15 protein-coding genes are annotated in these 13226 nt (G+C 45.9%); 7 read left to right on the plus strand and 8 right to left on the minus strand.

Annotation, left to right across the window (positions count from 1 at the left end):
- Positions 1 to 11: 11 nt before the first annotated feature.
- From panB to rsfS, 6 genes are read right to left on the minus strand one after another with little or no spacing between them, the layout of a single operon-like run.
- The gene (gene panB, locus BN8899_RS14485) at positions 12 to 827 is read right to left on the minus strand and encodes a 3-methyl-2-oxobutanoate hydroxymethyltransferase (RefSeq protein WP_026207329.1); all 816 of its coding nucleotides are present in this window, start codon (positions 825 to 827) and stop codon (positions 12 to 14) included.
- Between the two features lie 31 nt (positions 828 to 858).
- The gene (locus BN8899_RS14490; protein WP_018336845.1) at positions 859 to 1530 is read right to left on the minus strand and encodes a phosphatidylserine decarboxylase family protein; all 672 of its coding nucleotides are present in this window, start codon (positions 1528 to 1530) and stop codon (positions 859 to 861) included.
- Between the two features lie 36 nt (positions 1531 to 1566).
- Positions 1567 to 2382, minus strand: coding sequence for a phosphatidate cytidylyltransferase (locus tag BN8899_RS14495; protein ID WP_082987072.1), 816 nt, complete (start codon positions 2380 to 2382; stop codon positions 1567 to 1569).
- Positions 2369 to 2578, minus strand: a complete 210-nt coding sequence (locus BN8899_RS14500) for a putative signal transducing protein (RefSeq protein ID WP_065219955.1) — start codon at positions 2576 to 2578, stop codon at positions 2369 to 2371. Before BN8899_RS14500 ends, BN8899_RS14495 begins: the two co-directional genes overlap by 14 nt.
- A gap of 55 nt (positions 2579 to 2633) precedes the next feature.
- Positions 2634 to 4607 (minus strand): ATP-dependent zinc metalloprotease FtsH, encoded by a 1974-nt coding sequence (gene ftsH / locus BN8899_RS14505; RefSeq protein ID WP_065219956.1) that lies wholly within the window; start codon positions 4605 to 4607, stop codon positions 2634 to 2636.
- A gap of 9 nt (positions 4608 to 4616) precedes the next feature.
- Positions 4617 to 4973 (minus strand): ribosome silencing factor, encoded by a 357-nt coding sequence (rsfS, locus tag BN8899_RS14510; RefSeq protein WP_018336841.1) that lies wholly within the window; start codon positions 4971 to 4973, stop codon positions 4617 to 4619.
- 320 nt (positions 4974 to 5293) lie between these two features.
- Between rsfS and BN8899_RS14515 the strand changes: the two genes are divergently transcribed.
- From BN8899_RS14515 to miaA, 5 genes are all read left to right on the plus strand, one after another.
- Positions 5294 to 6385, plus strand: coding sequence for a pyridoxal-phosphate-dependent aminotransferase family protein (locus BN8899_RS14515; protein WP_018336840.1), 1092 nt, complete (start codon positions 5294 to 5296; stop codon positions 6383 to 6385).
- Between the two features lie 19 nt (positions 6386 to 6404).
- Positions 6405 to 6707 (plus strand): DUF2752 domain-containing protein, encoded by a 303-nt coding sequence (locus BN8899_RS14520; protein WP_040371467.1) that lies wholly within the window; start codon positions 6405 to 6407, stop codon positions 6705 to 6707.
- A gap of 10 nt (positions 6708 to 6717) precedes the next feature.
- Positions 6718 to 7044, plus strand: coding sequence for a CCC motif membrane protein (locus BN8899_RS14525; RefSeq protein ID WP_018336838.1), 327 nt, complete (start codon positions 6718 to 6720; stop codon positions 7042 to 7044).
- 13 nt (positions 7045 to 7057) lie between these two features.
- Complete coding sequence (locus tag BN8899_RS14530; protein ID WP_018336837.1) at positions 7058 to 7663, plus strand: IS1096 element passenger TnpR family protein; 606 nt, start codon at positions 7058 to 7060, stop codon at positions 7661 to 7663.
- A gap of 84 nt (positions 7664 to 7747) precedes the next feature.
- A complete protein-coding gene (gene miaA / locus BN8899_RS14535) occupies positions 7748 to 8635 on the plus strand; it encodes a tRNA (adenosine(37)-N6)-dimethylallyltransferase MiaA (RefSeq protein ID WP_065219957.1) in 888 nt (295 codons plus the stop codon).
- 93 nt (positions 8636 to 8728) lie between these two features.
- On the opposite strand, the gene BN8899_RS14540 is transcribed toward miaA, so the two are convergent.
- Complete coding sequence (locus BN8899_RS14540) at positions 8729 to 9721, minus strand: DMT family transporter (protein ID WP_065219958.1); 993 nt, start codon at positions 9719 to 9721, stop codon at positions 8729 to 8731.
- A 104-nt stretch (positions 9722 to 9825) separates the two neighbouring features.
- Here BN8899_RS14540 and BN8899_RS14545 point away from each other — a divergent pair, with 104 nt between their 5' ends.
- Positions 9826 to 11199, plus strand: a complete 1374-nt coding sequence (locus BN8899_RS14545) for an aldehyde dehydrogenase (protein WP_065219959.1) — start codon at positions 9826 to 9828, stop codon at positions 11197 to 11199.
- Positions 11200 to 11248: 49 nt separating this feature from the next.
- Positions 11249 to 11413: a rubredoxin gene (rd, locus tag BN8899_RS14550; protein WP_065219960.1), complete on the plus strand. Its 165-nt coding sequence runs from the start codon at positions 11249 to 11251 to the stop codon at positions 11411 to 11413.
- 73 nt (positions 11414 to 11486) lie between these two features.
- On the opposite strand, the gene BN8899_RS14555 is transcribed toward rd, so the two are convergent.
- On the minus strand, positions 11487 to 13097 hold the full coding sequence (locus BN8899_RS14555; protein WP_018336833.1) for a fumarate hydratase: 1611 nt from the start codon (positions 13095 to 13097) through the stop codon (positions 11487 to 11489).
- Positions 13098 to 13226: the final 129 nt, after the last annotated feature.

Below are 13226 nucleotides of genomic sequence, written 5' to 3' on the forward strand. Positions count from 1 at the left end.
TATTTAATGATTTAATATTGTTCTCTCTCGTTCGGGAAGTTGCGGCTCTTCACGTCGTTGATGTAATTGCTGACAGCTCCCGTCATTTCGGCATAGAGGTTGTGATAACGGCGAAGGAAGCGGGGAGAAAACTCTTGGTTGATTCCCAGCATATCGTGAATCACGAGTACCTGACCGTCCACGCCGCCCCCGGCACCGATACCGATGATCGGGATACTTACTTCTTGGGCAACCTGGGCTGCTAGTTTTGCCGGAATCTTTTCCAGCACTATACCGAAACAGCCTGTTTCTTCCAATAAGTGGGCGTCTTCTATCAATTTTTTAGCTTCTTCTTCTTCTTGTGCCCGCACGACGTAAGTCCCGAATTTATGGATACTTTGCGGGGTAAGCCCGAGGTGTCCCATGACCGGAATACCGGCGGAGAGGATACGTGAAATGGATTCGAGGATTTCTTTTCCTCCCTCTAGTTTTACGGCATCGGCGCTTGTTTCTTTCATGATGCGGATAGCTGAGCAAAGAGCTTCTTTACTGTTTCCCTGGTAACTACCAAAGGGGAGATCCACGACTACCAGTGCGCGTTCGACACCGCGAACCACGGATGCCCCGTGATATATCATTTGGTCGAGAGTGATCGGCAGGGTGGTTTCGTGCCCCGCCATCACGTTGGAGGCAGAGTCACCCACGAGTATAACATCTATCCCGGCATTATCGATGATTTTCGCCATGGAATAGTCATAAGCTGTAAGCATACTTATTTTTTCTCCCTTGAGTTTCATTTCTGACAACACGTGGGTAGTTACTCTTTTTACTTTCTTTTGAACAGACATAGTAATGATTATTTACGAGCCGGTGAATGCATCACTTGGACTCGGGTTCTTGAAATGTTCCGATAAGAGTTTGTGAACCAGTGACCTTTTGTCCCAATTTCACGTCTATTTTAGTCCCTAGCGGCAAGTAGAGGTCAACCCGGGAGCCGAATTTAATGAATCCGGCGTGTTCGTTTTGACGTGCTTCCCCGCCCACGGGAGCGTATGATACGATGCGTTTTGCCATAGCCCCGGCAATTTGGCGCATGACAATGTCACGTCCGTCACGGGCTTCTATGGCGATTGTGGTTCTTTCATTTTCCGTAGAAGATTTAGGCAGATAGGCAGCCATGTATCTTCCCTGGTGGTATTTGAAGTATTTGATGATCCCGTTGATCGGGAACCAGTTGATATGCACGTTGAAGATATTCATGAAAATGGATACCTGTATACATTGTTTTTTCAAGTATTCCGGTTCGAATGTTTCCTCGATAACCACGATTTTCCCGTCGGCAGGAGCGAGGATGGTATCGTCTTTCACTATAATATGCCTGTTCGGGAACCGGAAAAAGTTTACCATGAGAAGGTAACATACACCGCTGACGATAAGTACTGCCCTGAAAATGATGGCGCTGGGCGAGAAAACGTAGACTAGCACGTTGATGAAGGCAATGAGTACAAATGCTTTAAATAACAGTATATGACCTGCTTTATGTATTTTCATATTCTTTTCGTTACGTTATTAGAACAGCGGGCAAAGTTAATACATGAATTCCATATAAACAAAAATTGCGGGAATTGTAAAAATAACTGCATCAAATCTATCGAGTATTCCCCCGTGTCCGGGGAGGAGATTACCCGAATCCTTGACCTCGATACTACGCTTGAACAGGGATTCCAGCAAATCGCCGTAGATGGCAAAAACGACTACTATGCCGGAGATGATAGCCGTGTCGACGATGCGGTAGCCCTCGATATACGGTGCCACGCACAACCCGACAATGACGGTCATCAGCCCGCCGCCGATAGCTCCTTCCCATGATTTCTTCGGAGAGATCCGGGGGAAAAGCTTGTGTTTGCCCAACAGGGAACCTGATAGATAGGCGAATGTGTCATTCACCCACACGAGCAGGAACGGGAAAAAAATAATTTCCGGCATCCATTTGCCCGAGGTCATGTAAGGCAAGTAAATCAGTAGCGTGAAAGGCAAGCTGATATATAATAAGGCGTAATAGGAAAAGGCAATGTTTTGAAAGCCGTTTCCTTTTTTGCGATAGAGTTCGCAGATCGCCATGATAAATGTCAGTATAAAGAAATAGAGGTAACCATCCTTGTAGTTAATGTAGTTGTGCAGGAATCCTACGGTGAATAACACGCTCCCGCACACGATACAGAAAAAGAGGTTGATATGGATATTCATGTGCCGTGCCATACGACCGAATTCAAGAATACCAAGAATGTTGATGATAAAGAACAGTACGTAAAAACAAATGGGGTGTATGAAAATACACCCTGTTAGTACTACGACAAACAACAGTCCGCTGATTGCCCTTTTAAGAAAATTACTCACGATCATTGTATGCTTTTATAACTTGCTCGGCTTTTTCCTTGTCTTCCTTGTTAACCATGACGTTGATATCGCCAAAAGTCATGTAAGAAGAATCTCTCTGGTTCAGAATTACAGCGGGAATCCCCGAGTCGATCAGCACTTCCTTGATTCGTTCTGCAACGAATACTTCGGTTGTCGAGAAAACAGATACCCAATTGTCCATAACTTTCGTTTTTTAGTTTATACTGTTCTATCCTATCGGGAAAGTCCCTTTGCCTTTATAATTCTTCGGGTTGAATGGTATCCCCGTCTTCTGTCCAAGGACGTTTCCCGAGTATTCTCTCCAGGTCGTCGCTGAAGATCACTTCTCTCTCTATCAAGAGTTCGGCAACCTGGCGATGCTGGTCTTTGTGTTCACTCAATAATTGTTTAGCCCGTTCGTATGCGGCTGAAACCATGTCTTTCACTTCCTGGTCGATGACTTCCGCCGTTTTTTCCGAGTAAGGTTTCGTGAAGCTATAATCGCTTTGCCCACTGGAATCGTAATAGCTTAACATTCCTATTTTATCACTCATGCCGTAGATGGAAACCATGGCATAGGCTTGCTTCGTGGCGCGTTCCAAGTCGTTCTGGGCACCCGTGGATATTTCCCCGAACACGATCTCTTCTGCGGCACGTCCGCCCAACACGGAGCACATCTGATCCAGCAACTGGTCTTTCGTGGTAATCTGGCGTTCTTGTGGTAAGTACCAGGCAGCCCCGAGGGCTTTTCCTCTCGGTACGATGGTTACTTTCAGCAGCGGGTGTGCGTGTTGCAACAGCCAAGACACGGTGGCGTGCCCTGCCTCGTGGTAGGCGATGGCTTTCTTCTCGCTCGGTTTGATTACTTTACTCCGGTTCTCGAGTCCTCCCACGATGCGGTCGATCGCATCAAGGAAGTCTTGTTTCTCTACTGCAGATTTGTTCTTTCGTGCGGCAATCAAGGCAGCCTCGTTGGCCACGTTGGCAATGTCCGCACCCGAGAATCCGGGGGTTTGTTTTGCCAAGAAGCCGTAATCAATGTCGCTGGCAAGTTTCAACGGTTTCAAGTGTACCTTGAAGATTTCTTCCCGGTCTTTCAGTTCGGGGAGGTCTACATATATCTGTCGGTCGAAACGTCCGGCTCGAAGCAAGGCACTGTCCAGGATGTCCGCCCGGTTGGTGGCTGCCAATATAATCACTCCCGAGTTGGTTTCAAACCCGTCCATCTCGGTAAGTAGTTGATTCAACGTGTTCTCGCGTTCGTCGTTGGCGCCCATATTCGGGTTTCTACCCCGGGCACGACCGATGGCATCGATCTCGTCTATAAATATGATACAAGGTGCTTTTTCTTTCGCTTGTTTGAAGAGGTCGCGTACGCGGGAAGCTCCCACGCCGACGAACATCTCGACGAAGTCCGAACCCGACATGGAGAAGAACGGAACATTAGCTTCTCCAGCCATTGCTTTTGCCATCAGGGTTTTACCTGTTCCCGGAGGTCCCACCAGCAAAGCTCCTTTCGGGATTTTACCTCCTAGTTTGGTGTATTTATCGGGTGACTTCAAGAACGATACGATTTCTTCTACCTCTTGTTTCGCCTCGGCTAATCCTGCCACGTCTTTAAACGTGATCTTGATGTTTGATTCTTTATCAAACAATTTGGCTTTGGATTTCCCCACGTTGAAGATACCCCCTCCGGCACCCCCTCCGGCGTTTTTACTCATCCGTCGCATGAAGAATACCCAGATCCCGATGAATAGGGCTAGAGGTAAAAGTATGGAAATGACGTCTGCCCACCAGTTGTATTCATCCCCGTAGTCGATGTGTATGTCTGCCGCTTCCGGGTATTCTTTTTGGGCGTCTTCCAAGTTTTTCTCGAATTGTTCAAGGGTGCCGAACGGTACATAATACTGCGGACCCGTACTTTTTTTGTTAAACCCTTTGGCTACTAACTTGTCATGAGTTTCAATCTTTTCCGGTTTCAGGAAAATGTTTGCTTTCCCACCGTTTCGGATGATGACAATATCTTTCACTTCTCCCTTGGCTAGAATTTCGTTTTTGAATTCTTGCCACGAGATACGCTCGGGGTTTGTCGGCATACTAAAGAATTGGTAGCCTATAAGGATGGCGGCAATAATAATATAAGTCCAGTAGCCGCCAAATTTCTGCATTTTATTGTTTTTCCTCCCCACCGGAGGAAAATCGAAGTTATCGTGTTTGTTATTTTCTGCCATATCCGTGTATTAATTTTCTTCTATTCTGGTTATTTTTGCGTCGACCCAAAAATCTTCGAGTTGATAATAATCTCTTTGTTCTTTCTGGAATATATGTACGACCACGTTACCATAGTCGAGTACCACCCATTGTGCTTGTTGTTCTCCCTCCATGTGCAATGGCTTTTCTCCCGTGTTCTCGTTCACTTCATCATAAACGTAGTCAGCCAAACTTGCCACGTGTGTGTTGGAAGTACCGTGACATATTACGAAAAAACTACAGAAACAGTTCTCTATTCTCCTCAAATCAATCTTTACGATGTCGACACCTTTATTATTGTTTAATGTTTCTACTACTTGTTCAACTAATTTTTCTGCTCCACTCATTCTCTAATACTAATTTCTAATTTAAAGTACAAATATACATTTTAATATTTAATCCAAACGAGTTTTGTTCGTACTCTTCTGTGTTTTTTAGCAAAAAATGTACCTATTTTCTCGCTGTTTGTTATTATGACGAATTGTCATCGAAATAGGTTTGGATTTTTCGGGGTAAATTTTGTAAATTCGGCGATTGTTAATTTTTTTATTCACGGGTAGTGTTTTTAACAATTCTTATTTGTAGTTTTGCGAACTAGTGCTTTGGTTTTGTCGTTTACCGAACCATGAAAAAAGAGTACAAAAACATGATAAACTTGTAATTAAGAATGGAAAAGTATCTAATACCGTTAGTTCCGGGACCTGTTGCTGTCCCGCAGGAGATTTTGAAAGTTGCAGCCCAGAACTTTGGGTCTGCGGATTTTGAGCCGGAATACGCGGCTTTGTATCGGGAAACGGAAGCTTTGTTACAAAAGATGATGAAAACCCGCAACCGGGTTGTGATTCAAACGGGCGAGGGGATGCTGGTTCTATGGACAGCCTTGAAAAGCACGTTGAAACCGGGCGATCGGGTGCTGGTGCTTTCCACGGGATTATTCGGCGAAGGGTTCGGAGATATGGCAAAAGCGATCGGGTGTGAGGCTCTGACCCTGGACTTCGGGTATGACCAAACTTTTCATGATTTCGAGGCTATCGAGAAAGCCATCGTGGACTTTAAGCCGAAAATGATTACGATGGTACAGAATGAAACTCCCAGTGGGACAATGAACCCGGTGCAGGAGATCGGTGATTTGAAAGAGAAACACGGGGTTCCCCTGTTATGCGTGGACATCGTGTCCGGTTTGGGTGGTACTCCTATTAATATAGATGCTTGCCACGTGGATTTGGCATTGGGTGGCTCGCAGAAATGCTTGTCCGCTCCGGCGAATATGTCATTCCTGTCGGTGAGCGATAGGGCATGGGAGATCGTGAAAGACGTGAACTATGCCGGGTACGAGGCTTTGTTGCCTTTCCTGACTGCCCCGGAAACGGGATGTTTCCCTTACACTCCTTACTGGCAAGGAACTGCGCAATTGCGTAAGGCTTGCGAGTTGATCTTCGAGGAAGGGTTGGATAGTTGTGTTGCCCGCCATGAAAAAGTTGCCGCCTATTGCCGGGAGCGAATCAAGGAAATGGGCTTGAAGCTGTATCCCGCTGAAGATGCGGTATGTTCTCCCACCGTGACAGCTGTTTACGTGCCGGAGCATATGACTTGGGAACGTTTGGATTCCGAGTTGAGGGTGCAAGGTATGGTCGTTGGCGGAAACTATGGCAAATTGGCAGGAAAGGTATTCCGTATCGGTCACATGGGATCGCAGGCGAATATCAACCTGATCAAGGAGGCTATGGATATTCTGGAAACCGTCGTGCACGATATTTAATGTATTGGTCTTCCGGAGTATGGAGTTGACTGTTGTCGATTGGCTGGAAGCACATCAGTTGCCTTGCTTGGTGAAGAATGCTTTGGGTATCGAATGCCCGGGATGCGGGTTTCAGACTGCTATTTTTATGTTGTTTAGAGGTGAGATCACTGATTCCGTGAAAACCTATCCGGCATTGATACCCTTGATCGTGTTTATAGCCCTTGCAGCGGGGCATTTTACCGGGATAAAAAAAATATCCCCGGTGGTATTAAAAATTACGGGTTTTGTTTGCTTGATAATAATTTTAATTTCATATTTGCTTAAATTAATAACCCATTAAAACGACAACGATGGAGATAATTGAAACAGGAAAAAAAGACCTCCCGAACGCCACAGCGGTGTTGGTATTGGGTATATTGTCACTGGTATTTTGCTGGTGTTACGGTTTCGTCGGATTGGTGTTGGGGATTATTGCGGTTGCCATGGCTTCGGCACCTCGTAAGGCTTACTTGGAGAATCCGGATAAATACACGGAGATTTCTTACAAGAATCTAAGTGCCGGACGTGTTTGCGGGATTATCGGGATTTGTGTTGCTTTGGCGGTGGTCGCTTTCGTTATTCTCGTGCTATTGGGTGTTACGGCGTTAGGCGTCGGCTCTGCATTGATGCTTGGTTAAAATTAAATAACATATGGATTACAGATTTGAAATCAGTTTACCGACTAGTTCGGATTTTAGGTGTGAAATTGCAGTTGGTGGGGAACAGACATTCCAAAAATTTCACGATAAAATTGTAGAGACGTTAAATTACGATAGTTCTCAAATGGCTTCTTTCTTCACGTTAGACCGAATGGGGAACCGGGTGAAAGAGATCGCTTTGATGGATATGACCGTGGATGACGAGGAGAGTGAGAATCTTGTTATGGATAACACGAAGATCAGTGATATTATTAAACCAGGATGTCTCGAGTTGGAATACGTGTATGATTTCTTTTCCAATAAGTATTTCAAGGTGGAGTATGCCGGGGAATATATTCGTGATTCTTCTGACGTGATGCCGGTATGTATTGCTTGTGAGGGAGATATCCCGGAACAATTCTCGTATGACGAAAATAACACCGATTGGGAATTCGACAAGCCCGAGGAAGAATATGACAGCGATTACGACGATAGCTTTATGGAAGAATTCGGGAATGGCGATTATGATGATGACGATCGTCAGGATCGTGGTGGCGACGACGAGTATTTTCGAGACGACCGTTACGAGAGCTTGGATGATTATATTGATAGACTCTAAAAGATTTAGTGATTTGCGATTTAGCGATTAGGTGATTCTAATTTCTTTAATCGGCAGTCACAGAATCATGAAATCACAGAATGGATGAAGACATTGCTGGTATTGCTGGGACCAACGGGGGTAGGAAAGACCGACTTGAGTATAGAGTTGGCGAAGCATTATCGGACGTCTATTATCTCGTGCGATTCCCGTCAGATTTATAAAGAAATGTATATAGGAACTGCCGTGCCAGAGCGAGAGCAATTGGAGGCAGTTCCTCATTTTTTTATACAAACGGTGTCGGTGCGGGACTATTTCAATTGTTGGGAATTCGAGCAGCAGGCTTTAGCGAAGATTCGTGAACTTTTCGAGGAAACGGATGTCGTTATTATGGCTGGTGGTTCAATGATGTATATTGATGCCGTGTGTAAAGGCATTGACGAGATGCCCACGATTGACGATGACGTAAGGGCATCGGTAAAGGAAATGTTCGAGCGGGACGGGATAGAGGTTTTGCGTTTGTTGCTAAAGAAATTAGACCCCGAGTGGTATACTCAAGTTGATTTGAAAAATGCCAAGCGTATCATGCACGCCTTGGAGGTTTGCTTGATGACGGGGAAGCCTTATTCATCTTTTTTAACTCGTTCCGTGAAGGAACGGGAGTTCTCTATCGTGAAAATCGGGTTGAACCGGGAGCGGGAGGAATTATTCGATCGAATCAATCGTCGGGTTGACCTTATGGTGGAGGCGGGCATGGAGGAAGAAGCCCGTTTGCTCTACCCGTTACGACATTTGAATGCATTGAATACTGTCGGGTATAAAGAATGGTTCGATTATTTCGATGGGAAGTTCGACCGGGAAGAAGCTATCCGCTTGATAAAACGTAATACCCGCCGATATGCTAAAAAACAACTCACCTGGTATCGCAATGACCCGGACATCCGTTGGTACCATCCCTCTCAGGAAACAGAAATCTTATCAATTTTAGATTGAATAAATTCTGTGATTTCGTGATTGCCGATTTTGTGATTCCTTAATCACTAAATCATTAAATCGAAAATCTCTGAATCTATCCTTTTCAAGTGTTTAGTCCGTCATGTACTGCTTCGGTTCGAGTTGTCTTGTGCGCCGGGGTGGCATGAGCAAGATGAGAAAAGAACCTAAAATAATGACACACCCGAGGATATAATCTCTTGTATCCAGCTCCGGTTTTAAATTGATTGCGTAGATGGCGACCAGAGATTCCAGTCCGTAAGTCAGCATGGGCTGGAATGCCCGAAAGGTCATGAACGTTTCCGCCGTGGCAGTTTTGAGGGTAGCGTAATACAGGTAAGTGGATAGAGCCGTCAGCGTGAATCCGGTAATACAGGCAGACACGATCGTGGTCGGGTGGAGAATGTCTTCTATTCGAGGCAGGTAAAACCATTCGGGATGGTTGGTTATATACCCGGGTGCGAATATATGTTCCCCGATGGCAATAACGGTAAGTACGGACATGACAATAATTCCTCCCCAAAACATGGTGAATCCTGAGATTCCGCATTTCTGGCGGGTGGTCGTGTTTGGACTGGCAATGGTCGTTTTTTCAACCACGATGGCACGCGTACAACTGGCTATTACCGCCAAGGATATAAGTATGCTTACCCGTAACTGAATGTTTTCTGGAAGCGATTGAATGAATAGTATAATGCCGACTAGGATAACGAGCATCCCGAAAATGTTGCTTGGGTGAGGACGACGTTTAAAGAAAATGTATGCGAGTATCGTGGTCACAATGATCTCCCCGTTTATCAACAAACTGGTTTCCGTACTCGTGATCGATAGGTATATGGCAGCAAGGAAGAAATTGCGGCATATTTGGAGTATCGTGTAAAGCCATGAGTATTTTACCCCAGAACGCCAGCCGTCACGGGTAACCGGTTTCCGGATAAGTAACAGGGCTACCCCTGCCGAGAATATCTGTAAGGTGGCGAAAACTAAAATATTAGTTTCCAGGTAGATGATGCAAAATCGGGTGATAACACTGATTATTGCCCAAGTGATAATAGATAGTAATGCATATAAAGCACCTATTTTCATGTTTGGTTGTTTTAATTTAGTTTGGATATAACGATATGCCCGGGGGAAAAGTTTTTATTGAAATAAAATATATCTTTGTTTTCTAAAATGTAACAAAATAAAATATGGATGAATTGGATACTTCCTCCGTGTACACGGAATCTTTACGGCAATTTTACAGGAAAGGGATAACTCGTGATGTATCCTGGCGATTGGCAAAACTGAAAGAACTGAAGAAATCGATCCTCTCTCGAGTGGGGGATATCAACCGGGCTTTGTGGGAAGATTTGAGAAAATCCGAGGGGGAAGCGTACTTGACGGAGATTGGCGTGGTGGTTGGAGAAATTGATTATCACGTGAAGCATTTGAAGCGTTGGGCTAGGGGACGACGGGTGGCGACACCGTTGCCTTTTCTGCCGTCCCGTAGCCGGTTGATGTACGAGCCTTATGGGGTAGTGCTTGTCATATCCCCGTGGAATTACCCGTTCCAGTTGCTCCTGGAACCTTTAGTCGGGGCGCTTTCCGCCGGGAATTGTGTTGTGTTGAAGCCTTCACCCCATGCGCCGGCAACGGCGAAAGTGGTCGGGGAGATCGTTTCTGCGGTTTTTGATTCAGATCACGTGTGTGTGTGCGAGGGGGATGGGGAGATGGTCACCCGCTTGTTAAGCGAGCGTTTTGATTATATCTTTTTCACGGGAGGGGCTCGCTTCGGTCGGGAAGTTATGGAGGCAGCCTCGCGGCATCTGACTCCCGTGACGTTGGAGTTAGGGGGTAAAAGCCCTTGTATTATCGACCGAAGTGCGAATATCGAGATTGCTGCCCGCCGAATCGCGTGGGGAAAGTTCCTGAATGCCGGACAGACTTGTGTGGCACCCGACTATGTTCTTGTGCCTGCGGAACTGGAAACAGCTTTCGTGAATGCGGTTAAACGTGCCATTCAGCATTTCTACGGGGAGAATCCCGCCGATAGCCCGGATTACACGAGAATTATACACCGGGCGGCGGCGGAACGGTTGGCACATCTGATGCATTCTTCCGGACAGGTCGTCGTGGGGGGAGAGGTCGATATAGAGGGAAAATATATAGCCCCGACCGTGATGACGGGAGTAGATCCGGACAGTCCTTTGATGCAGGAGGAGATATTCGGACCCGTATTACCCGTCCTTGTTTACTGGGAATTCGACGAGGCTATCGCTTTCGTGAATGCGCGTGAGAAACCTTTGGCGTTGTATTACTTCGGGACATCTAAAATGGCAAAGAAAGTGTTGAAAACCACTACTTCTGGGGGGGCTTGCGTGAACGACACTATTGTTCATGTGGCGAATCCCCGTTTACCTTTCGGGGGAGTCGGGATGAGCGGTATCGGCAAATATCATGGCAAGGCGAGCTTTGAACTTTTCAGTAATTTGAAATCTGTTGTTATTTCTTCCACTTTTATAGATAACCATTTTCGCTACGTCCCGTATAAGCACTTGAATTTGATTAAAAAATTTATGTGATGTCTGATAAGAATTATTATATTTGTTGAAATTTAAAAACAATAGCACTATGAAAAAGTACATTTGCACAGTTTGCAGTTATATTTATGATCCGGCAGTAGGTGATCCTGACGGGGGTATTGCACCCGGAACCGCTTTTGAAGATATTCCGGAAGATTGGGTTTGCCCGCTTTGCGGAGTCGGTAAAGAAGACTTCGAACCGGTAGAGGAATAAAGCTGAAAGTAAAAAGCTAAAAATAACGCCAGAGGGATCCCTCTGGCGTTATTTTTATATAAACTCTTTGCCATTAATGTGCCCATTCTGCGAAGAAGTCATTTCCCTTGTCATCCACGATGATGAAGGCGGGGAAGTTTTCTACCCGTATCTTGCGGATGGCTTCCATGCCCAGTTCCTCGAAAGCGACGATTTCAACTGACTTGATGCTTTCCTTGGCAAGAATTGCTGCGGGTCCCCCGATGGAACCGAGGTAGAAGCCCCCGTGTTTCTTGCAGGCGTCGGTGACAGCTTGTGAACGGTTACCTTTGGCAACCATAATCATTGAGCCGCCATGATCTTGGAACAGGTCGACATATGGGTCCATACGTCCGGCTGTCGTGGGTCCGAAGCTACCGGATGCCATGCCTTTCGGGGTCTTGGCGGGACCGGCGTAATAGATCGGGTGGTTCTTGAAATACTCGGGCATCGGTTTTCCCTCGTCAAGCATGGCTTTGATGCGTGCGTGGGCGATGTCGCGAGCCACGATGAGGGTTCCAGACAGGTTCAGACGGGTTTTCACGGGGTATTGGCTCAATATCTTCAATACTTCTTCCATGGGTTGGTCGAGGTCGATATTCACGGCGGGGGCTAGAGCCGGGTTTTCGGCGGGCAAGAAGCGAGCCGGGTTTTTCTCTAGTTGCTCGAGGAATATACCGTCCTCGGTGATCTTGCCCTTGATGTTACGGTCGGCACTGCAACTTACGCCGATACCCACGGGGCAGGATGCCGCATGGCGCGGCATGCGGATTACCCGCACATCGTGTACCCAGTATTTACCGCCAAATTGTGCCCCAATTCCCATATCCTGGCAGATCTTTTGGATTTTTGCTTCCCATTCCAGGTCACGGAAGGCTTGACCGCCCTCGTTACCCTCGGTAGGAAGGTTGTCATAGTATCCTGCGGAGGCTTTCTTCACGGTTGTCAGGCAGGCTTCCGCAGAGGTTCCGCCGATCACCACGGCAAGGTGGTAGGGAGGACAAGCGGAGGTTCCCAAGTCTTTCACTTTATCTTTGATAAATTTGGTCAAAGACTCTTCGGTCAATAAGGCTTTTGTCTGTTGATACAGGAAAGTCTTGTTGGCAGATCCTCCTCCCTTGGTGATAAACAAAAATTCATATTTATTGCCTTGCGTGGCGTACAGGTCAATTTGTGCCGGAAGGTTGGTGCCACTGTTTTTTTCGTCGAACATGGTATAAGGCACTACTTGGGAGTAACGCAGGTTGCGGTCACGATAGGTTTCAAATACACCTTTGCTGATGGCTTCCGCGTCATTAAACCCGGTCCACACGTTCTCGCCTTTTTTACCAATGGCGATAGCGGTACCTGTATCCTGACAGGTGGGTAGTTCTCCCTTGGCTGACACGACTTGGTTTAACAACATGGTGTGGGCGACAAATTTGTCATTGTCACTAGCCTCCGGGTCTTTCAGGATATTGGCTAATTTCTGTAAATGAGAAGCGCGGAGATAGAAAGATACATCGGCGTATGCTTCCCGGGCAAGTAGTTCCAGCCCTTCTTTTTCAATTTTTAATATTTTACGTCCCTCGATATCGATGGTTTTCACGTAATCTTTTGTCAATAAACGATATTCCGTGTTGTCTTTTTGAATCGGAAATGGTTCTTGATACTTGAATTCTGCCATAATCTTTATTGTTTTTGTGGTTATATTATTCTTATTCCATAACGGAAAAATTTCTTTAATTTACCGCAACGAAATTAGAATTAATAAATGAAAAACGCAATTGATTCGATAATCTTATTCATTTTAAAT

Origin of the sequence: Butyricimonas sp. Marseille-P2440 (genome assembly GCF_900091675.1) — a bacterium.
GTDB lineage: Bacteria > Bacteroidota > Bacteroidia > Bacteroidales > Marinifilaceae > Butyricimonas > Butyricimonas synergistica.